We start from the raw sequence: 21,314 nt of genomic DNA on the forward strand, positions 1-21,314 counted from the left end.
CATCACACTCTCATAGTATAATAACTATTCTGTGATAGCTTATTAAAATATATCATTGTTAAAACTATGTACAAACCTTTAATTCAGATTTTTCGCAGCGCAGCGGAAGAAAATCTTCCTTGCCTTTACCCTTTATGGGAATTAACAATATTTTGGAAACAATTTAAATAAAATTTTATAAATCTTAGGGTGATATTTTGAAAAGGCTTAGAAATTTGAATATTATCATACACGAGGTTTGGGCGAAGCCCATTATCCTTCTTAACCATATAAAAGCACTCTTATCATATGCGAATTATAAAAAGCTTATCTCTGCATAAGCTTTTTATTCACATTTTCCGCAGCACAGCGGAAGAAAATCTTCCTTGTCTTTACCCTCTATGGGAAGTAACAGTATTTTGGAAACAATTTAAATAAAACTCAATAAGACTTTGCTCCAAATAATGAAAAGACTTAGTAATTTTAATCTGTTTGAGCACTTTTTTCAGGGAGTTATTAAAAGTTTACTTCTGTTTAAACTTTTAATTCAGATTTTCCGCAGCGCAGCGGAAGAAAATCCTCCTTGCCTTTACCCTCTATGGGAAGTAACAATATTTTGGAAACGGTTTAAATAAAACTCAATAAGACTTTGCCCCAAATAACGAAAAGACTTAGTAATTTTAATTTGTCTGAGCTTTTTCCCAGCGAGCTATTAAAATTTCTTAGTATTTTCATTATTTGGGGCTTAGTCTTATGAGTTTTATTTAATGTTCCAAAATATTGTTACTTCCCACTTTTTACTCCGTAATATTCGCTCTGAACCATCTTATCACTTACATCAAAAGACTGCGAAAGATGTTCAAGATCACTTTTACTCGGACTTCCAAGAACCTTTCCATTATTAAGAAGATCATAATTTTTCGATGTATTTAAAATGTTTCTTCCCATTACAGTGTTTACATAATAACTTTTATCCACACCCATTATATAAAGTAATGTAGGCATTAAGTCTATTTGTCCACTAGTTATAGTTTTTTCCTCTCCTTTAAGAGTTCCACTTCCATCATATACTATAAGTGGTATCTTCATCTGATCATCTACCATCCAGCTCTGAATTCCCGGCATTTTAGGTATTTCATTTTGGAAATACTTGTGTATACCCGTATGATCTCCATAAATAACAACTACAGTATCCTTAAGTATCCCTTCTTTGTCAAGCTTGTCTAAGAAAATTCCAATCTGCTTGTCAGTGTAATGTATACACTGCATATATCCTCCCATTTCTGTACTGTCAAAGTCTTTGCTTAACTTTAACTCCCTATATTTAGATGGAAGAATGAAAGGGGTATGGTTCGTAAGTGTCACAACAAAATCATAAAAAGGTTTTTTCTCCTTAACAATAATAGGCTCAACCTGTTTTAAATATGCACCATCTGATATACCAAGATTTATTTTTTCATATTCATCAAAATAAGATGCATCTATTCTCTTATCAAAGCCGCCCATAGATGTAAGTGCTGGCATCCAGTTCCAGTACATTGCCTTATCTGGATGTATAGCCATAGTATAATATCCGTATTTCTTCATAATAGAAGGCAATGAATTATATTTATTATAAGGGAATCTAAAAAATGTACTTCCACGCCTTACTGGATATACCGAAGCATTAGTCATCAAATCTGCATCTGAACTTACTCCTTGATTTACATTCTCATGATAATTCGAGAAATATATACTGTTTTTTAATAGCTTGTTTAAATTTGGAGTTACTTCCTGTCCATTTATGCTTTTATTGATAACAAAATTTTCAAGGGACTCAGTTTGAATTACTATTAAATTTTTTCCTTTAAACATTCCCTTGTATTGGTTATCAGGATTATTTTCTTTATTATCTTTATACCAGGTTTTAATTTCCTTTTTATCATCAGCTTTCAGATTAATTGGATTTAAGTCGCCAAAGAAATCAATTCCATCATATACATGATAACCTATAGGTGATACTCTCTTCATTGTATATATTGGATTCCATCTACTGCCTACCCAATAACTATATGTATAATTGTGAAACACCTTTATTGAAACAGGAATATAAAATATAGAAACTAAAGCAAAACAAATAAATAGTTTTATATTACGCTTACTATTTGCATGGCTTTTTCTAAAAAATAAATATATAGGAGTAATAATTAATATATCTATAACAAATATGATGTCTTCTTTGTGTATCAATGCAATTATACTAGCTTGAAGGTCGTCCAAATTTGTTGTTTCCTTTAAAAGATGGAATGACAGAAATGAATTTAAACCTCTATAATACCATAAGTCTCCTATAATCACTATTGACATTATCAGATTCAACACTATAAGTGCAAAACCTCTTCCTCTACCTTTAAATAAAAATGATATAGATAAATATCCTAAAAGAAATATAGCAAAAATAGGATACGACTGTATTTGAAAAAATCCCTTAAATAATTGCAATATACCTGGACTAGTATATGTTATAAAACCAAGAAATACGGAAAATTTCAAAATCAATATAATAAATGTTATAATAAAAAGCATGTCGATTCTTACTTGTTTAATTTTTTCAACAAATTTATTCATAATTTTATCCTTCCTGATAATCAAGAACTTTTAAGTGATATTGAACTATACAAAATTTAAATACATTTCTCTTAAAATGGCCAAAACTAAATGCAGCCATAAAAGCTGCACAAATATCACATAATCTATATTAATACAACACATCCATTTTTATGTCTGGAATGCTTGCCTAATTATAATTTTATATTATGCCACTCTACTAATAACTTATGTAAATTTCCTACTTAGAGCAGACTAGCAAGTTCATTATATAATAAGTATAGTATCAAATTCAACATTTTTTTGCATAATAACCTAAAAGGGAAGTAACAATGCTTTGGAACATTAAAAAAGTCCTATAAATCTAAGATTTTTTCACCAAGATTTATTAGGATTTTTTTAAATCGTTCCTTCAGCATTGTTACTTTCCTTTTAAGGATAAAACAAGGAAAAAATTCCTCCGTACCTACGGAATTTTAGGCATAAATAATATATACTAGTTATTATCAATCTGTGTAGTACTTACATCGATTCGCCCTTCAGTAGATAATAAGTTTATTTTTAACATTAGAATCTCTACATTTAAAATGGTATTATTAAAATGTGTCTTTGATTCAAACACCGTATATGCTCATTATCCTTCTTAGCCATATAAAATCACCCTTATCATATCAGAGTTATTAAAAGTTTGGCTCTATATAAACTTTTAATTCGGATTTTGGGCAGCGGAGCGAAAGAAAATCTTCCTTGCCTTTATTCTAAGCAAAGTAATTTTATTTAATGTTTCAAAATACTATTACTTCGCTTCCTTCACTTCTCCATTAGTTCCTATAACTACTTCTCTATAAGGTAATATAACCTGTGCCTCAAGCATAGCATTCTTTACAGCTGACACTATACCGCCACAGCATGGTACTTCCATTCTGGTAACTGTAATACTTTTAAGATTATTATTTTCTATAATTTCTTTGATTTTATTCTTATAGTACTCAACATCGTCAAGTTTAGGACAACCTATTACAGTTATATGATTTTTTATAAAATCTTGATGAAAGTTACCATAAGCATAAGCTGTACAATCCGCTGCAACTAAAAGATTTGCGCCTTCAAAATAGCTTGCATTTGGATTTACTAATTGCAATTGTACAGGCCACTGCATAAGTTCTGATGCTGCACCCGTATCTTCATGTTTAACTTCTACTTTTTTAGAAACTCTAGTTATCTTTTTTGCCATTGAACCTGGACATCCACATGGCATTTTCTTTTCTTTACTTTCAATTCTTCTTTTTACAGCTTCTTCATCGTATTCTTTACTTTCTCTTTCTATTATAGTTATAGCGTTTTCTGGACAATGTGGAAGGCAATCTCCAAGTCCATCACAATATTCATCCGAAACAAGTTCTGCTTTTCCATCAATTATTTCTATAGCATTTTCATGGCATGCCTTACTACAAAGTCCACATCCATTACATTTTTCTTTATCTATATTCACTATTTTTCTTTTCATTTTTATCCTCTCCCATTTGTGTTTATGATTAAATTATATTAAAATTATGTGTATATATCAGTAACATTTGTTACATATTAAAATATTATATACGAAAACTAAGTATAATTTAGTAACTAAACTAGTTTTGAGTAGGAGATATTTATGGATAAAGAACTTTTAAGTATATTAAAGAACTGTATTTTATTTTGCAAAATTGATGATACTAAAATTAATGAGCTTTTTTCATATATAAATTATTCAATAAAAAAATACTCAAATGGAGAAACTGTGGCCATTGAAGGTGACGAGTGCAGCAGCATAGGTATAATTTTAGACGGTTTTGCTGAGATACAAAAAATCTACGAATCCGGCAAAAGTTTAACTATAGAGACCTTAAACACTAACAAGATATTTGGTGAAGCAATAATATTTTCTAAAAAAAATACTTATCCGGCTACAATAATTTCATGTGCCAAAACAAGTATATTATTCATACCAAAATCCTCAATAATTAAATTATGCAGCGAAAATTCAAATTTTCTAAACGGCTTTATGTCTCTTCTATCTAATAAAATATTAATGCTAAATAAAAAGTTAAAAAATCTTTCATATAACACAATTAGAGAAAAAGTAGCAAATTACCTACTTGAAGAGACTATAATCCAAAAAAATCCAAATATAAAAATGAATAAATCAAAAAAACAGCTGTCTGAATTACTCGGTATTCCACGTCCTTCTCTGTCTAGAGAATTAATAAAGTTAAGGAACGATGGTATCATTTCCTTTGATAGAAATTATATTAAAATATTAAATATGGATGAGTTAAAAAATATCCTAGATAAGTAGTTTAGTTTTATGCTTCTCTTATTTCACTTATTTTTTTCATCTCAATCATTATAAATATGGTAGTGATAACAAAAGAAATAAAATCAGAACAAGGTCCTGCTACCCAAACACCATCTAATCCAAAAAATTCAGGAAGTATAATAACCAGCGGCAGTAAAACTATTACTTGTCTTAAAAGACTTAAAAGCATTGATGTTTTAGCTTTTCCGACAGCTTGAAAATAATTTGTACAAACAGCCTGAGCCCCTACTACTGGCAGCATTATAAGAAAAATTGCTATTCCCCTAGTTCCTACTTTTATAAGATTTTTATCAGTTTTGTTGAATATAGATATGATTTGTGATGGAAATAATTCAGCAAATAAAAAGCCAATAATAGAAACACCTGTTGCCGCAATGACAGCATATAACAAAGCTTTTTTTACTCTTTTTATACTTTTTGCTCCATAGTTGTACCCTATAATCGGCTGTGAGCCTTGATTTATACCAAGTATTGGCATAAAAATAAGCATTGCAACACTATTTATAAGCGAAAATGCTCCTATAGCAGTATCACCACCATAATAAGCTAATCTCTTGTTAAAGGTAATCGTAATTAGACTTGCTGCAAGCTGCATAGCAAAAGGTGACATTCCTATAGAAACTATTTCTCTTACAAATTCCTTTTTCAATTTTATATTAGCTTTCTTTAGTTTTAAGAAACTCTTTCCTCTTATAAAATAATTTAAAACCCATACAGAGCAAACAGTCTGTGATACTATAGTTGCTAAAGCTGATCCCCTTACTCCTAACTTGAACACAAAAATAAAAATAGGGTTCATAATAAAATTCAAAATAGCTCCTATAAGCATAGTTTTCATTGCCATTTTAGGATCTCCTTCAGACCTCATTGTAGCATTAAGACCAAAGCCCATATTCTGAAGAACTACTCCCAGTAAAATTATAAATCCAAACTGCTTTGCATAAGGCATAGTTTCCTTACTAGCTCCTAATAATTTAAGCAGTGGTTCAAGAAATATTATTCCAAAAAATGTTACCATAAGTGAAAATATAATCAAAAGCGTAAATGTATTGCCAAGTATCTTTTCTGCCTGTCTAACTTTTTTCTGTCCAAGTTTTATTGAGACAAGAGCAGCGCATCCAATACCACCAAGCATACCAAAAGCAAGTATAATATTGCTTATAGGATATGTAACTGCTACCCCTGAAAGGGCTGTAGAATTTACCCCTCTTCCCACAAAAATTCTGTCAACTATACTGTATAAGCCATTTACTAACATTCCTATTATAGATGGTATAGAAAACTTTAAAAGAAGCTTAACAATACTCTCATCCGCAAGTTCATTAGGTGCATCCATTGTATATTGCATGACAAAATCATATTCTGTTTTGTCATACTTCCCCCCATTCCTTAAATTTTGCAAAATAAAAAGGCTGTTCATAGTAGCAGCCGAATTTTCATATTATAAATTAAACTCAATAAATTTAACTTTTTATTACTTAAGAATATCATAAAATTTAATATGTGTCTACATAACTTATTTAACAAATTAGGAAAAAATGATATAATTAACATTAATATTAGTCTTGTAATTATACTTAAATGGAGGTTAAGCTTTATGATAATTGGTCACAATTTGGCAGCAAGTAAGGTTCTTTACTTTTTAAATATAAACCAAATGCATATGCAAAAAGCAATGTTTAGATTATCTACCGGTAAGAGAATAAACAGTGCTGCGGATGATCCGGCTGGTCTTACAATATCCGAACACATGCAAGCACAAATAAATTCATTAGATGCCGCCTCAAGAAATACACAAAACAGTATTTGTATGCTTCAAACAGCAGAGGGTGGTCTTAATGAAACTCAATCTATACTTCAAAGGATGAACGAACTTGCCACTCAAGCAGCTAACGGCACTAATTCACCTACAGCTATAAGTGGAATTAAAAGTGAATTATCTCAATTAGAGGATGAAATAAGTCATATATGCAATTCAACTAATTTTAACGGCATAAATTTATTAGGATCTTCGTCAAACTTAAATATGCAAATTGGTGCAACCGATAATTCCTATGATAAACTCTCATTAAACCTATCATCATTTAATACTGCTAAGTCCTTAGCAAGCATAATTAATGGTGGAAGTATAAATGTTGACAATGTGACTGACGCGCGTAATTCAATTTCAGTTATTCAAAATGCAATTGATGAGATATCATCATCTAGATCTTTAATTGGTGCATATGAGAATAGACTTAATTATTCAATAGATAATTTGAATAGTGAAGAAGAAAATCTAACATCAGCAGAATCTAAAATTACAGATGCTGATATGGCAAAGGAAATATTACAATATTCAAAATACAGTCTTCTTCAACAAGTCGCTCGAGCTATGATGTCTCAGGCCTTACATCAAGAACCAAATAGTGTGCTAAAACTGCTCGATTCATTGTAATTTAATTTTGGTTCACTTTTAAAGAACGTAACTGTATATCATAATAAAGTGAAAAGCACTTCCTGCCATAACAAATATATGAAAAATTTCATGAAATCCAAAATATTTTCCGTTTCTAATAGGCCATTTTAATGCATATATTACTCCACCTAAACTATAAACAATTCCTCCTAGAACCATAAATACAATTCCAGGGAGCGCCATAATTTTGCTTATAGGTGCAAATGCAAACACAACTAGCCACCCCATAGCTATATAAAATAAAGTGTATAACCACCTTGGAGCATTGAACCAAACAAGTTTTAGTACTATTCCAAGTATAGCAACTGCCCATATTGAAAATAATATGATATTTCCGGTTTTACCTGTTAACGTTATTAAACATATAGGCGTATATGTTCCAGCTATTAAAACAAATATCATCATATGGTCTATCCTTCTTAAAACAGCTGTGATTTTTTTAGATACGTTTATTAGATGATACGAAGCACTAGCTGAATATAAAAGTATTAAGCTAAAACCAAAAACTAAAGAAGCAACAATGCTAGTTTTACTATTTAAGCTTATAGAATGATAAATCATAAATATAAGTGCAATAACTGATAACACTGCACCTGCCAAATGAGTTAATCCACTTACGGGATCCTTTAATTTTGATAACATAATATCACCTTCTAATAAAATTTCATCATGTAGTTTTCAAAACTACGTTATATTATATTAATATAATATCTCATATTTATATGTATTGCAATGGTTATTTGAAATTTATATCTAGATTTATTAGTATTACTAATTTAATTATATAAGTACCATTGCAAAATATTTTATTATCTCTTTATATATTTTACCACTAATAATAAAATAAATTCATGTTGTTACATTAGATACAATACTATATAATATAAAAAGGTGATAATATGGATAATGAAATTTTAGAACTAGCAAAGCAAATACTTAATTGTAGTGAAATTAAAAACCACGAAATTCCAGATATAAATTTATATATGGATCAAGTTACATCCTTTATGGATAGCAAACTTAAAAATCTTAAAAGAAATGAAAATGATATAATTTTAACCAAAACCATGATAAATAACTACACTAAAAATAAACTTATTACGCCACCAGTAAAAAAGAGATACAGCAAAGAAAATTTAATGATGCTTATATTTATATACCATCTAAAACAATCTCTTTCTATTAGCGACATAGGTAGCTTAATGAATTTTATAGTTGATGACGCTAAAAGCACTAATCTTAACGAACTGTACAATGATTTTGTTGATATTGAAAAAAATACTTCTGCTTCATTTATTGAAAATTTAACCTCCAAAATAAATTTCATAAAAGAAACAACTGATAAAAATCATGATAAAAGTGAAAAACTTTTTTTATTAGTAATTGAATTGATTCTGAGTGCTAATATAGAAAAAAGAATGGCAGAAAAAATAATCGATACTTATTTCCAAAATGATGATGAGAAGTAACAGTATTTTTAAACATTAAATAAAAATGGGAAGTAACAATATTTTGGAACATTAAATAAAATTAATAAATCTAAGGGTGATATTTTAAAAATCCTAAGAAATTTCAATAACTCACTAACGTTCAGACAAATTGAAATTTCTAAGTCTTTTCAAAATATCACCCTAAGATTTATAAAATTTTATTTAAATTGTTCCCAAAATATTGTTACTTCCCATAAGAGGTAAAAACAAGGAAGATTTTCTTCCGCTACGCTGCGGAAAATCTAAATTAAAGGTTTATACGTAGTTTTAATAATAAAAATACTAAGAAATTTTAATAACTTGGTTTTCGCCTCAGACAAATTAAAATTTCTAAGCCTTTTCATTATTTAGGGCAAAGTCTTATTGAGTTTTATTTAAATCGTTTCCAAAATACTGTTACTTCCCATTGATGGTAAAGCAATGTAAATTTTTCCCCGCTTCTCTACGAAAAATATCAAATAACTATATAATATCTTGTCACAGAAAACTAACCATTAAAGAATGTATATATGATCACATCCTAAGCACTTATATAATCATTACCCTTATTAACCTAGTGCAGACACTCTCATATTTATGCAAAACCTATCACCTACTGACCGGCTAAGCAATGATGTCAACACCCCACAAATATTGATGACTAGTACACATTATTTACTCCCAAAATTCCGTAAGCACGGAGGAATTTTTTCCTTGCTTTACTCCAAAAGGAAAGTAACAATGCTGAAGGAACAATTAAAAAAAATCCTAATAAATCTTGAATTAAAAATCATAAAATACTTAGATATTTCAATTTGTCTGAGCATTTTCCCAGCGAGTTATTGAAATATCTTAGGATTTTATGATTTTTAATTCTTAGATTTATAGGATTTTTTTAATGTTCCAAAGCATTGTTACTTCCCTTTGTTTATTTATACATATATTTCCTTGTCCATGGAATATCATTGTTAATCCCTTTGGTGAATAAGAATTGATGTATATCAATATTACCGCAGTTAAAAGACGCTGCACAAGCATTAAGATACATTCTCCACATTCTTATAAATCTTTCATCTTTCATCTTTCTAACTTCATCAATGGAATTCTCAAAATTCCTTGTCCAATTTTCAAGAGTTCGTCCATAATGTCTTCTTAAACTTTCAACATCTACTATATAAAAATTCTGCTCAGCAATGTTATCAATTAATTCTCTAATGGCAGGTACATATCCACCAGGAAAAATGTAATTATTTATCCAAGTATTTGTTCCACCATTTTTAATTCCAGTTATACAGTGAAGAAGTGAGATACCACCATTATTTAAAAGTTTATTAATAGCTTCAAAATATTCATGTATATTCTTTTTACCCACATGTTCTATCATTCCAACACTTACTATTCTATCAAAAGTTCTATTTTTTATTTCTCTATAATCTTGAAGTATTACATCTACTCTGCCCTCAAGTCCTTCTTTTTTTATTCTTTCTTTGCAAGCTTTAAATTGTTCTTCACTTAAAGTTACACCAAGGGCTTTAGCTCCATATTCTTTGGCTGCTTTTATTATAAGATTTCCCCAACCACATCCTATATCAAGCAAAGTATTGTCCTTTTTAATTGATAATTTCTTTAATATATGTTCTACCTTGTTATTTTGGGCTTCTTCTAAAGTATCATTCTCAGATTTAAAATATCCACATGAATATGTCATAGTTTTATCAAGCCATAATTTATAAAAATCATTTCCTATATCATAGTGATATTTTATATCATTTTTGCTCTTTCTGATTGTGTTAGGTAAAATTTTAATAAGCTTTGAATATTTCTCTCCATTACTTATAAAACTATCTTTATTATTATAAAGGGATTCTATAACATCTTGTACATTTCCTTCAATATCTAATTTTTTGTCCATATATGCTTCACCTAATGTCATACTCGGATCTCTTATAACATCTCCCTTAGGTATGGGCTCATAGAAAATTATTCTGAATTTTGGATCACCATCGCCATATTTTTCTGTATCTCCATCCCAATATTTAACTTCACATGGGTCAGAAAAAAGTCCCTTAAATAATGTCTTATAAAATATTTTATTTGTATCCATCCAATCCCTCCTAAAGATTATTATTTTAAAATGTATTTAATTTATTTAATAACATTTTCATATTATTTAATGTTTGCATGAGTAACTTTAAATCATCATCATTTAATTTATAAAGTTTTCTGCTAAATAAATCCTTTAAGCACTTTTCATAATTCTTAATAATTTCATTTCCATTATCTGTGAGTGATATATATATAATTCTTCTATCATTTTTATCATATATTCTCTTTGCCAAATCACTCTTAACTAACCTATCCACCCAACATGTAACATTAGGCTTATGTGCATAAAGTACTTTTCCCAAATCGGTAATAGTAATTTTTTTATATTTATCTAAAACAAATAAAACTTTAATATGAGCTTTAGATAAATTATCATCAATAACAATATCATCAAAAATTTTTATAATTGCTTTCGCAAATACAGGGGTAACTGAAAAAATATCATTTAGCAATTCACTAATTTGTTGATCTTCCATTCTTATACCTCTTCAAAATTTTATTATATTTTGTAACTGTTATATATTATAACAAATTTCTATTTAAAATAAAAGCTTGTGTGCTTTATAGGCAAAATACACCACTAAAAAGTGCTGCATTAACTAATAAAAACTCAAACATAGCTGCCAGTCGTCTAGTTTTTCTTGCTAAGTTATAGTTTTATCACATTCTTTCGCCACTCTCATATTAATTCCCCCAAAACATCTCAGCTTCACCAATTACAACCTTTACCTCTTAATTATATGATGTCCTTTTAACTTAATTCACAATACTTTAAAACTACAAATTATTAATTTTTAACGCAACAGCTTCATACCTTGCATATGATAATCTTAACAGCAAATTAGTAATTACTACTACATTATATAGATAACAAAGTAAATCTATACATTTCACACCTAAAATTTCCTAGGCACAAAGAAATTTTTCCCTTTCTTTACTCTTAAATGGAAGTAACAGGGCTAAAGGAACTATTTAATCCTAATGAATATTATCATATACGAGGTTTGGGCTCTGCCCATTATCCTTCTTAACCCAATACAGGCACTCTCTAGATTACACAAGGTTTGGGCAATTTAGGAAATGCTTATATGGAGTTGTTGGTGATAATGTAAAAAATGCCTATTGATAATTAAGAAGGATAATGGGTCTTTGACCCAAACCCCGTATATGATCGTTATCCTTCTTTACTTAATATAGGCAATCTTTATATTATAAAACATTTAGATAAGCCTTTGAATCAAAGTTGTTAGCCATAAATATTAAAATAGTCTGTATTTTGTACAAAAAGATAATAGATATATGGCACAAATAAAATTCCGTAGGCACGGAAAAATTTTTTCCTTGCTTTGCCCTTAAAGGGAAGTAACAGTGCTGAAGGAACGATTTAAAAAAATCCTAATAAATCTTAGATTTATAGGATTTTTTTAATGTTCCAAAGCACTGTTACTTCCCTTAGAAAGAATTACTGTAGTCATTATAATACACATAGTTCCTATCCCTTGAAAAATAGTAAATGTTGTATTTAAAAATATCAATGACAGAAATGCAGCTGATAAAGGTTCAAAAGCTCCAAGTACACTTGCCTCAGTTGGTTTTATATGTTTCAAACTATCCATATAAAGCATAAACGGAATTAAAGTTCCCAAAACAATTACTACAGCAACTAAAACAACAGCACTTACAGATAGCTTGCCCACAAAATTAAATGGACTATGAATAAAAGACATAAAAATACCACCTAATAGCATTCCCCAACCTGTAACAACATTAGAACCCCATTTTGCTAAAATACGTCTTGGCAAAAGTGTATTAAACGCAGCTGCAACTGCCGATATAATTCCCCAAAAGAGTGTGATTTTTGAAACAATAAGTGAGCTCATATTTCCATTAGTAATTATTAAAAATGTACCCATGAGTGCTAATAAAATAGCCATACATTCCTGGGGTGTTGGCAATTTTCGAAAGCGAAATATTAAAAATAAAGCAATTACTACCGGTGATAAATATTGAAGTATTGTAGCTGTAGCCGCATTACTGTATTTAATTGTAATAAAATATGTATATTGCACTCCAAGCATACCTATAAAACTAAAAACTATAATACTAAATATGTCATGTTTAGTACTAAATATTTTAAATATGTTATTTTTTAATATTGTATGTGTGAAAAAGAGAAGACAAATTCCTGATACCAGTAATCTAATTACGACAAGCCACTCAGGACTAAACCCTTCACTTTGAAACAAATATTGAGCTGACGTCCCAGATATCCCCCATAGACTAGCAGCCACCATGGCAAATATTCTGCCTCTTCTTCTAAAATAAATTTCTTGTGATATATTTTCTTTTAGCATTAAATTTTACACACCTTTATTCATATTTATATTCAAAAAAATAATTATGCATTTAACAAACTTTATACTCTGCTTAATGCATAAATTATATTTCTAGGACATTAATTTTACCACACCAATAATATTTATTCAATAAAATACATAACTATCAAAATATTTTTAATTTGAATGTCCCAATTCATTTACTGCATTTTTTATCGCCGCATCAATTAATTCTTTTTTATTTTCATCTATATCTATATTAAGCTCTTTTAAAACAGACTCAACAACACTTTCAGCAACTTTTGTCCTTTCATCTTTACTTATATCTCCTGCATGATATAATTGTTCCGCATCGCCAACAGCTATTTGAGCCCATTTCTGCACTATATCTAAAATATTTAATACACCATTATTGGGTACTGCACTTTTAACAATAGTTAAAATCTTTCCTGAGGAATCCACTGCTTTTCTAGTTTGTTCAAGCACATCGTTTACATCTATTCCCCTTTTCTTTAAAATTGGAAATACTATTAACATAACCATAATAGCACCAGCCAATACTCCAAGAATACTTGACCAGGTTATTAATTGAATATTTGTCATAATAATCACCTTCCTAAAATTATACTACTCTAGGAAAACAAAAATGTGACATGTCATGTGCACCTTTCTCAAGAAATAATATTAAAGGATTTTAAGAAATTATGAAGAATATTAATATATTAAGCAGAAATTTTAGAGAACATCAAGTTTCCTAAATTATATGCATTTCTTAGAAAATTCTTTGAATAGAAATTTACTAATTTGAATCTATATAAATCATATTTTAGATTGGAGTTTACCCGTTTATGGAATCCTTTGTAAAAGAACTTGAAAATACAGAAGTGCTTTCAATTAAAGATATAATTAAAATAAAAAGTTATATCTATAAAAAGTATACCAATTTTTCCAATGCTCAAAAAGCCAAGATTCTATCAAACACAGTACACCAAGTACTGGACAAAAATATCAAAGGATTAAGCACTGAACATTCCAATGCTATAGAAAAAAATCTTTTAAAATCTTTAATAGTAGACAAGAAAGCATCAATAAAATTAAGCGATATATTCAATACTTATATTTCATTTAAAGATAACTCAACTGATTATTCTGAAAGCCTTTTGAATTGGCTTAACCTTCACACAAAATGCGAGATTTCAAAAGCACAGTTAGAAGAAACTTTTAATCTTAATTTTACCGAAGAAGCAAGTGTTATAACTTCTCCATCACAAGAAGTAACTGACTATAACGATATGACCCATGCTGCTCCTTCTAGTAAAAATTTCAAACTGATATCTATATTGTTATCTCTATGCCTAGTTGTAATATCTTCAGCTTGCTTTATCAAATTTAAAACTTCTACAAACAGCTCATCACTAGGAAATGCAAAATCTAAAAATATAAGTGCACAAATTAAATCAACTAAATATTCAAAAAAAGAAGAATTAAATCTTCCTAATGAATTTAAATATAGAGAAATAAATTCAGAAGCAACTAAAAAATATTTGAATAGCAAAAACTCATTATTAGCCTCTGAACCTTATTTTTCAAAAATAATTAATGCATGCAAAGACCGCAATTTAAACCCCTTAGTATTATTTGCAATAGCCGGTCAAGAACAAGCCTTTGTACCAAAGGATAATCCAGACTCTAAAAAAATAGCAAATAATCCTTTCAACGTTTATCATAGCTGGAAAGAATATAATACAAATATAGAAGATTCATCAAAAATAGCTGCAAAAACTGTAATCAGCTTATGCAGCAACTTGCCTAAAGATAAAGAACCTTTCCACTGGATAAATAAAAATTATGCAGAAGATAAAAATTGGGCAGATGGTGTCCAAAGCATATTCAATCAGCTGCAAAAGATCAATTAATTGTTCTTATTATTTTGTTATTTTATAATTTACATCCTCCGTAAAATTCACAGGAGCTTTTATGTCTTGTAAAATTCCTGCATTACTATCTTCTAAAAATGTAATAAATCCGCTTATATCGTATTTAATTTGAGTATTATGAATAAGACCTGTTTTTTTATCAATGCTAAGTTTTCCATTTCCGTTACCTTTTAAATCAACTTCAGCTTTTAAATCATTAAGATAAATTTTCTTAGCTTTTTCTCCAGATGAAATAGTATCTTTTTCAGATAAGTTTATTAAGCCATCTTTTTCACTATTAAAAGTATATTTACTAATAATATTCATATCAACAGATTTCTTTAGACTTGATTTTTTTGTCCATTTATCACCCTGTTTGATTTTATTTCCATTAGTATAATTCATAGTATCTTCAATATATTTTTTCACAGAATCATCACTGAAATTTTCATTTAAACATGTCCTTGTAATTTCCCTTGTATTGTCATCTAATTTAGCTTTTTGCACTAAATTATTAATCATGCCGTCAACTCCATGCATATATAAAACCTTACCATTTTTATTCAAAGTGATTGTGCAGTCTTGCTTCATTATATTGTCATATATTGTATTCAAGGGATTATTACTATCCTTTTTTTCAGAATTATATGCTATATTTCCCGAATAGGTATTATACTCCATGTTGATTCTTTTGTACTTGTAATTTAAAATTACATTTCCATCATTATCCACATTCCTTACATTGATACTCATATCATAATTTTCTTTATCTTCTACACTCATATCTTTGTTCAACATATTAATTGTAAATTTAGAATTATCAACACGCTGCAAAGTATACCTATCTCCTTCTTTCACCCCAAGTTTAAGTACTGTATCCTTGCTCCCGCATCCATTTAACGTAATAACTGATAATAGCACACACATACCTATAGCTATTCTTTTTATTTTCATTTGCTCCTCCTGATGTAAAACATATTATTTTTTCTAACCCTTCTATCACAGTAGCAACTTTCGTCAATTATTCTTTTTCTCTATGTGCAAATTCAAAATATTGAAAACCACCAAATGTAAATAGTACTACTGACATTAATACTATTATAATAGCATTGGGAAATATTCTAGATTTCTCCACACTGTCTATAACCCAATAAAATGGATTTAACTTCTTAAATTTTATTATATTGGTACCCATGCTGCTTTCACTAATACCACTTGAAAACATCATCATTAAAGCAATCATTGCTCCAACTACTGATATAAGCATATCTGTTTTAAACATTCTAGATAGCATAATTTCTATTCCAATACACAATATGCTCATAAGCCCAATATTTAAAATTACTATACCAAATTCGCTGAAATTATGTCTAAATACTATAGAAATCACAAAAAAAGCCATTGAATATAAAATCATTTGAACAATAAACATAGAAATATAAATACTTAACATTATAGAATATGTACTATTACCTGTTACTGTAAGCCTTTCAATCACTTTATCCTTTTTAAGTCTTAACAAATCTATACTTAAAATCATAGAAAAAGCCAACATTAAATATAGAAGAGTAAATGTATCACTGTTGTAACTTTTATTTTCTATTTTCCTATTATATTTTATACTTATACTATTTGGGTGTTTTTCATTCGATATATTATCGGCTATTATATTATTTAATTTTAGTTCTAACTTGCTTTCAAAAACAGCTTCAGCATTACTGTTCTTAGTTTTATATGAATTTATGGTAGGCTTCACACCCTTATTTACACTTTCTGAAAAGTTTTGTGGCAATTCATATACCGCATAGTATTTATACTGTTTTAGTTTTTGAAGTGCTTCAGTTTTACTGTGATAAACATCCCTTATTCCCAAACTTTTAATAAATTCATTTGCACGATATCCTTTATCCAAATTTATTATGGCTGTCTTGTAACTACTGTCATCACTAACCAAATTATTACTAAAAACATTCATTGAATTCACTAAAATTACAGGAAGAATAAACATCACTAATATATTTTTAAAATTTTTTAAATACCGTATACAATTTGAAAATACCATTCTAAAAAAATTCAAATTTTATTCCTCCCATGATGTTTTAACTTTTACTAATGAAACAAGATAAAATACAGTTGACACAACAATCATAATAAACAAATCCGCACTGATAGCCTGAAATGAATTGAACATAATAGCATTTTTATATGCACTTGATATAAAGCTTAAAGGAGAATATTTTGCCATGGCCAAATAAATAGTATTATTGACTTCTTTTAAAGGTATAAATCCTCCTCCCAAAATAGTCTCAACAACTAGCAGCAATGTGAGAATTAGCTGAGAATATATTTTATTAAAAAATACATTGCAAAATCCAGAAACTGCTGCGCAGAACATACTCTGCCCTACTAATATTAAAATCCAATTAATTAAATTAACGTTTGTAAAGGCAACACCCGAAACTATAAAAGCCAATATATAAACTGCTCCTAAACAGAAACTATATACAAAATATATTAAAACATTTATATTGAATAAACCTTCTTTTTTTATAGGCGTAGATACTAATCTTTTAAAAACTCCCGTTTTTCTATCAATATCATGAGATTTAGTACAACCCATAAGTATAACTATTATCATATAACCTATTAAAGATGATGCTTCAATTTCATATGCAGATAATGTTCTATCTCCCTTAACCACGTTGTTTTTAAATGTTTTAGTAATCATAGCAGCATCATATGCTTTTTTATTATTTGTGCAAAATCCTTCACTATAGTCTTTTATTATATTTTTAATTAGCTTCTCATTATAATCTGAAATATGCTTCTTTTCATCAACCGTTATTTCTACTGACTTATATTTTTTTAAATTTTCACCATATCCCTTATTTACAGTTATAATATAATCACCTTTTGATGAAACATTAAAAATCTGTCCAGTTTCTTTACCTTTAAATAAATTTTTAAAATCCTTAGATTCTTCACTTTTGTCATTATCAACTATAGTAATATTTACCTTATCAAAATTTGATGCACTGTCATAAACATCTTTAAAAAAATGCCCCAGTACAAAACATATTGAAAGTGGCATTACTCCGTATACAATGATAATCTGCTTCCAGTTTAAAACAATTCCTTTAATAGTGAGCATACTCACAATTTTAGCTTTCATATACTTCACCCTAGTCCCTCAATTTTTTACCTGTAAGAGCAAGAAAAACCTCTTCTAAAGATGCTTCTTTTTTTTCAAAATTAATTATATTTTTGTTTTCTCTCGATATAACTTTAAGCAAATTTTCAATTTTAAACTTATATTCATCTATAAATAGGTTAATTAAGTCTCCTTCAATAGAGTAACCTTTAACTCCTTCTATTTCCCTAAGTGCAAGCAAAATTTCATTATCTACATCTTGAATTCTAAGTGATATGGTACCATAAATATTCGTAAGAGACTTTATTTCTGCTTTGCTGCCACTTGCAATTTCCTTCCCTAAGTCCAAAATAAATATATTTCTGCACAAAATCTCTACTTCCTCCATATAGTGAGAAGTATAAATAATCGTGGTTTTTTCTTCTTTATTAACTTTCCTTATGTACTCAAAAATGCAATTTCTAGATTGCGGATCTACACCTACCGTTGGCTCATCCATTATGAGAATTTTAGGCTTATGCATTATAGATGCTGCTAAATTTAACCTTCTCTTCATACCACCTGAAAATTTCTTGACCTTGTCATTTTTTCTCTCTGTAAGCCCGGTTATATGAAGTACTTCATTTATTCTTTCTTTAAGTAAATTTCCAGACATACCATAAAAAGCGCCAAAATATTTAAGATTATCATAGGCAGAAAAGTTATCCATCAAAGCTAATTCCTGAGGAACAAGCCCTATTAACTTTTTTGCTTCTATTGGTTCTCTTAAAATAGAATGTCCACCAAGTTTTATATCTCCACTGCTTGGTCTTAATATTCCTGCCATTATATTTATAAGAGTTGATTTTCCTGCTCCGTTAGGACCTATAAAACCGAAAATATCTCCCTCATGCACATTAAATGAAATATTATCTAGCACAAGCTTATCATTAAATCTTTTAGTAATATTTTTAACTTCAACCATACTATTCATAAAATCACTTCCATTATTATGTCTTATACAACTATTTTATAAATTCCTATTGAAATTTGTAAGTCCTCATAGTAACTTTTAACATTACTTAAGTAACTATATTATTTTTAAATGCAAATATAGTCACTTGTGTTCTATCCCTTAAATTTAATTTAGAAAATATAGTGCTTATATTATTTTTTATAGTTCCCTCTGATAAAAATAGTTTTTCTGAAATTTCTTTATTTGATAATCCACTAGCTATTTCTTTTATGATATTAATTTCTTTATCACTCAAGCCATACTGTTCTTTCACATTTTTAAGAAAATTTTCTTTGTTATACTCACCATTTTCACTTATTATTTTTGAAGCTACTTCTGGATTAATTACCACATTTCCCTTAAATGCAGCCTTTATGCCTTCATATATAAGATCATAATCACTATCTTTTAATATATAACCTGATGCACCATATTTAAGTGCTTCATGAATATACTTAACATCATTAAATGTAGTTAAGATAAGTATTTTTATATCTTTAAATTCCTTTTTAATAAGTTTAGTTCCTAAGACTCCATCACACTTAGGCATTCTTATATCCATCAAAACCACATCAGGACACTTTTTTCTGCAAACTTTAAGTGCTTCCTCTCCATTCTGTGCTGATCCAACTACTTCAATATCATCATAAGTTTCAAGTATTATTTTAAGTCCATCAACCACTAATTTTTCATCATCAGCAATTACAACTTTAATTTTGTCCATCATTCTTCCCCCCAGAATATGCCTTAAGTTTCTCTTGCTTTGAGAGTTCTATCTTTACAGTAAAGCCTTCGTCAGCCTTACTTTTATATTCAAAATGCCCTCCTATTTCTCTTACTCTTTCACGCATACTTTTCATTCCAATACCTTCTACGATTTTATCACAGCCACATCCGTTGTCCCTTAAAGTTACAAGTAAATTCTTTTCACTAAATGCCATAGTTATATTTATGACCGTTGCCTTGCCATGTCTCGCACTGTTGGATAAAAATTCTTGAACTATTCTATATATTACAAAAGCTTGATCTGAATTTAAAGACCATTTCTTCTTTGTAAATGAAAGCCTAACATCTATATTGGACATTTTTTTAAAATTACTTATTAGTTCCTCAATGCTGAGTATTCCTTCGTACTCTTCAAATTCTTTAGGTTTTATTTCCCTTACAGCATTTCTTACCTCATCAAGGCTTGTTTGAGTGAATTTTCTCAAGTTGTGTGTTAAACTTTCCGCCTTTTTAGGATCTCTGCCTAATATCTTCTCTATAGCTCCAAGTTGAATTACCATCGTTGAAAGCGAATGTCCAACACTATCGTGTATTTCCCTGGAAATTCTATTTCTTTCCCTTAAGAGTGTAAGCTCCTCAATAGATGATGCATACATCTCTAAATCTCTATTTGCCTTTTTCAGCTTTTCTTCAGATATTCTAAGCCTATCATAGAGATCCTGTGCTTCGATTTTTTTTTCATTTTCGTATCTAGTAAAATAAAGTACAGCTATTATCATTATGGGGACACCTAAATTCATAAACTTATAGCTTATACTATAATTTATAGAAAAATAAATTCCAATACACACTATGATTACATTAAAAACAGCTGAAAAACTTTTTTTAAATATCACATTAGCATCTATAGAAAGCAGAATCAAATATGTAAATAAATATCCTCCAATAAAGTAATTAAAAATAACAACAAATACCATTTCAATCACAAAAGATATTGATTTATAGCTCTCTTTTGTCAATGAAAAGAATCTTATTTGGTTGTTAATTATAAATATGAGAATTAATATAACCATTTCCGCATTAAAATTTTTACTTTGAATAATCATTCCACCAAACATAAAAGCCATAGTAAAATATCTTATGAGTACAAATAACTTTTTATTGTCCATTTATTCCCTCCAAAAACTTTTACAATACCAATTTATATACTATAATAATATCATACAAATGTTTTTGG

The 21,314-nt window shown here is 28.7% G+C and carries 18 protein-coding genes; 4 read left to right on the top strand and 14 right to left on the bottom strand.

From position 1 onward, the window contains the following. Window positions 1-762 precede the first annotated feature (762 nt). Window positions 763-2,586 carry an LTA synthase family protein gene (locus BEE63_RS05085; RefSeq protein WP_066020348.1) on the bottom strand — a complete coding sequence of 608 codons (1,824 nt, stop codon included), beginning with the start codon at window positions 2,584-2,586 and terminating at the stop codon, window positions 763-765. 775 nt (window positions 2,587-3,361) lie between these two features. After that, window positions 3,362-4,072 (bottom strand): ATP-binding protein, encoded by a 711-nt coding sequence (locus tag BEE63_RS05090; protein ID WP_066020349.1) that lies wholly within the window; start codon window positions 4,070-4,072, stop codon window positions 3,362-3,364. Between the two features lie 144 nt (window positions 4,073-4,216). Between BEE63_RS05090 and BEE63_RS05095 the strand changes: the two genes are divergently transcribed. Beyond that, window positions 4,217-4,900 (top strand): Crp/Fnr family transcriptional regulator, encoded by a 684-nt coding sequence (locus BEE63_RS05095; RefSeq protein ID WP_066020350.1) that lies wholly within the window; start codon window positions 4,217-4,219, stop codon window positions 4,898-4,900. 7 nt (window positions 4,901-4,907) lie between these two features. On the opposite strand, the gene BEE63_RS05100 is transcribed toward BEE63_RS05095, so the two are convergent. Further along, complete coding sequence (locus tag BEE63_RS05100; RefSeq protein ID WP_066023164.1) at window positions 4,908-6,257, bottom strand: MATE family efflux transporter; 1,350 nt, start codon at window positions 6,255-6,257, stop codon at window positions 4,908-4,910. A gap of 261 nt (window positions 6,258-6,518) precedes the next feature. Here BEE63_RS05100 and BEE63_RS05105 point away from each other — a divergent pair, with 261 nt between their 5' ends. After that, window positions 6,519-7,358 (top strand): flagellin, encoded by an 840-nt coding sequence (locus tag BEE63_RS05105; RefSeq protein WP_066020351.1) that lies wholly within the window; start codon window positions 6,519-6,521, stop codon window positions 7,356-7,358. Window positions 7,359-7,376: 18 nt separating this feature from the next. Here BEE63_RS05105 and trhA read toward each other — a convergent pair whose 3' ends face one another. Next, window positions 7,377-8,021 carry a PAQR family membrane homeostasis protein TrhA gene (gene trhA / locus BEE63_RS05110; protein ID WP_066020352.1) on the bottom strand — a complete coding sequence of 215 codons (645 nt, stop codon included), beginning with the start codon at window positions 8,019-8,021 and terminating at the stop codon, window positions 7,377-7,379. A 257-nt stretch (window positions 8,022-8,278) separates the two neighbouring features. Here trhA and BEE63_RS05115 point away from each other — a divergent pair, with 257 nt between their 5' ends. Then, entirely contained in the window at window positions 8,279-8,848 is a 570-nt protein-coding gene (locus tag BEE63_RS05115) for a DUF1836 domain-containing protein (RefSeq protein ID WP_066020353.1), read from the top strand. A gap of 928 nt (window positions 8,849-9,776) precedes the next feature. Here the strand turns inward: BEE63_RS05115 and BEE63_RS05120 are convergent. The 4 genes from BEE63_RS05120 to BEE63_RS05135 form a co-directional block, all read right to left on the bottom strand. Continuing rightward, window positions 9,777-10,952: an SAM-dependent methyltransferase gene (locus tag BEE63_RS05120; protein ID WP_066020354.1), complete on the bottom strand. Its 1,176-nt coding sequence runs from the start codon at window positions 10,950-10,952 to the stop codon at window positions 9,777-9,779. A gap of 25 nt (window positions 10,953-10,977) precedes the next feature. Continuing rightward, a complete protein-coding gene (locus BEE63_RS05125) occupies window positions 10,978-11,430 on the bottom strand; it encodes a MarR family winged helix-turn-helix transcriptional regulator (protein ID WP_066020355.1) in 453 nt (150 codons plus the stop codon). A 948-nt stretch (window positions 11,431-12,378) separates the two neighbouring features. Beyond that, window positions 12,379-13,308, bottom strand: coding sequence for a DMT family transporter (locus BEE63_RS05130; protein ID WP_066020356.1), 930 nt, complete (start codon window positions 13,306-13,308; stop codon window positions 12,379-12,381). 159 nt (window positions 13,309-13,467) lie between these two features. Then, a complete protein-coding gene (locus tag BEE63_RS05135; RefSeq protein ID WP_066020357.1) occupies window positions 13,468-13,893 on the bottom strand; it encodes a hypothetical protein in 426 nt (141 codons plus the stop codon). 245 nt (window positions 13,894-14,138) lie between these two features. On the opposite strand from BEE63_RS05135, the gene BEE63_RS05140 reads away from it, so the two are divergent. After that, window positions 14,139-15,206 (top strand): glucosaminidase domain-containing protein, encoded by a 1,068-nt coding sequence (locus BEE63_RS05140; protein ID WP_066020358.1) that lies wholly within the window; start codon window positions 14,139-14,141, stop codon window positions 15,204-15,206. A gap of 9 nt (window positions 15,207-15,215) precedes the next feature. Here BEE63_RS05140 and BEE63_RS05145 read toward each other — a convergent pair whose 3' ends face one another. From BEE63_RS05145 to BEE63_RS05170, 6 genes are all read right to left on the bottom strand, one after another. Beyond that, window positions 15,216-16,160 (bottom strand): DUF6263 family protein, encoded by a 945-nt coding sequence (locus BEE63_RS05145; protein WP_066020359.1) that lies wholly within the window; start codon window positions 16,158-16,160, stop codon window positions 15,216-15,218. 67 nt (window positions 16,161-16,227) lie between these two features. Further along, complete coding sequence (locus BEE63_RS05150; RefSeq protein WP_066020360.1) at window positions 16,228-17,283, bottom strand: ABC transporter permease; 1,056 nt, start codon at window positions 17,281-17,283, stop codon at window positions 16,228-16,230. Window positions 17,284-17,286: 3 nt separating this feature from the next. Then, window positions 17,287-18,378 (bottom strand): ABC transporter permease, encoded by a 1,092-nt coding sequence (locus tag BEE63_RS05155; RefSeq protein ID WP_066020361.1) that lies wholly within the window; start codon window positions 18,376-18,378, stop codon window positions 17,287-17,289. A 10-nt stretch (window positions 18,379-18,388) separates the two neighbouring features. Further along, complete coding sequence (locus BEE63_RS05160; RefSeq protein WP_066020362.1) at window positions 18,389-19,330, bottom strand: ABC transporter ATP-binding protein; 942 nt, start codon at window positions 19,328-19,330, stop codon at window positions 18,389-18,391. 88 nt (window positions 19,331-19,418) lie between these two features. Next, window positions 19,419-20,075, bottom strand: coding sequence for a response regulator transcription factor (locus BEE63_RS05165; protein ID WP_066020363.1), 657 nt, complete (start codon window positions 20,073-20,075; stop codon window positions 19,419-19,421). Then, window positions 20,062-21,246, bottom strand: a complete 1,185-nt coding sequence (locus BEE63_RS05170; protein WP_066020364.1) for a sensor histidine kinase — start codon at window positions 21,244-21,246, stop codon at window positions 20,062-20,064. Before BEE63_RS05170 ends, BEE63_RS05165 begins: the two co-directional genes overlap by 14 nt. Between the last annotated feature and the right edge of the window lie 68 nt (window positions 21,247-21,314).

Source organism: Clostridium pasteurianum (genome assembly GCF_001705235.1).
In the GTDB taxonomy this organism is placed as follows: Bacteria; Bacillota; Clostridia; order Clostridiales; family Clostridiaceae; genus Clostridium_S; species Clostridium_S pasteurianum_A.

Excerpts from the sequence above, each read along its gene's own strand:
- BEE63_RS05145 (WP_066020359.1), bottom strand. The coding sequence starts at position 16,160 with ATGAAAATAAAAAGAATAGCTATAGGTATGTGTGTGCTATTATCAGTT.
- BEE63_RS05140 (WP_066020358.1), top strand. The coding sequence starts at position 14,139 with ATGGAATCCTTTGTAAAAGAACTTGAAAATACAGAAGTGCTTTCAATT.
- BEE63_RS05120 (WP_066020354.1), bottom strand. The coding sequence starts at position 10,952 with ATGGATACAAATAAAATATTTTATAAGACATTATTTAAGGGACTTTTT.
- BEE63_RS05090 (WP_066020349.1), bottom strand. The coding sequence starts at position 4,072 with ATGAAAAGAAAAATAGTGAATATAGATAAAGAAAAATGTAATGGATGT.
- BEE63_RS05165 (WP_066020363.1), bottom strand. The coding sequence starts at position 20,075 with ATGGACAAAATTAAAGTTGTAATTGCTGATGATGAAAAATTAGTGGTT.
- BEE63_RS05130 (WP_066020356.1), bottom strand. The coding sequence starts at position 13,308 with ATGCTAAAAGAAAATATATCACAAGAAATTTATTTTAGAAGAAGAGGC.
- BEE63_RS05095 (WP_066020350.1), top strand. The coding sequence starts at position 4,217 with ATGGATAAAGAACTTTTAAGTATATTAAAGAACTGTATTTTATTTTGC.
- BEE63_RS05105 (WP_066020351.1), top strand. The coding sequence starts at position 6,519 with ATGATAATTGGTCACAATTTGGCAGCAAGTAAGGTTCTTTACTTTTTA.
- BEE63_RS05115 (WP_066020353.1), top strand. The coding sequence starts at position 8,279 with ATGGATAATGAAATTTTAGAACTAGCAAAGCAAATACTTAATTGTAGT.
- BEE63_RS05135 (WP_066020357.1), bottom strand. The coding sequence starts at position 13,893 with ATGACAAATATTCAATTAATAACCTGGTCAAGTATTCTTGGAGTATTG.
- BEE63_RS05170 (WP_066020364.1), bottom strand. The coding sequence starts at position 21,246 with ATGGACAATAAAAAGTTATTTGTACTCATAAGATATTTTACTATGGCT.
- BEE63_RS05155 (WP_066020361.1), bottom strand. The coding sequence starts at position 18,378 with ATGAAAGCTAAAATTGTGAGTATGCTCACTATTAAAGGAATTGTTTTA.
- BEE63_RS05160 (WP_066020362.1), bottom strand. The coding sequence starts at position 19,330 with ATGAATAGTATGGTTGAAGTTAAAAATATTACTAAAAGATTTAATGAT.
- BEE63_RS05100 (WP_066023164.1), bottom strand. The coding sequence starts at position 6,257 with ATGGATGCACCTAATGAACTTGCGGATGAGAGTATTGTTAAGCTTCTT.
- BEE63_RS05125 (WP_066020355.1), bottom strand. The coding sequence starts at position 11,430 with ATGGAAGATCAACAAATTAGTGAATTGCTAAATGATATTTTTTCAGTT.
- trhA (WP_066020352.1), bottom strand. The coding sequence starts at position 8,021 with ATGTTATCAAAATTAAAGGATCCCGTAAGTGGATTAACTCATTTGGCA.
- BEE63_RS05085 (WP_066020348.1), bottom strand. The coding sequence starts at position 2,586 with ATGAATAAATTTGTTGAAAAAATTAAACAAGTAAGAATCGACATGCTT.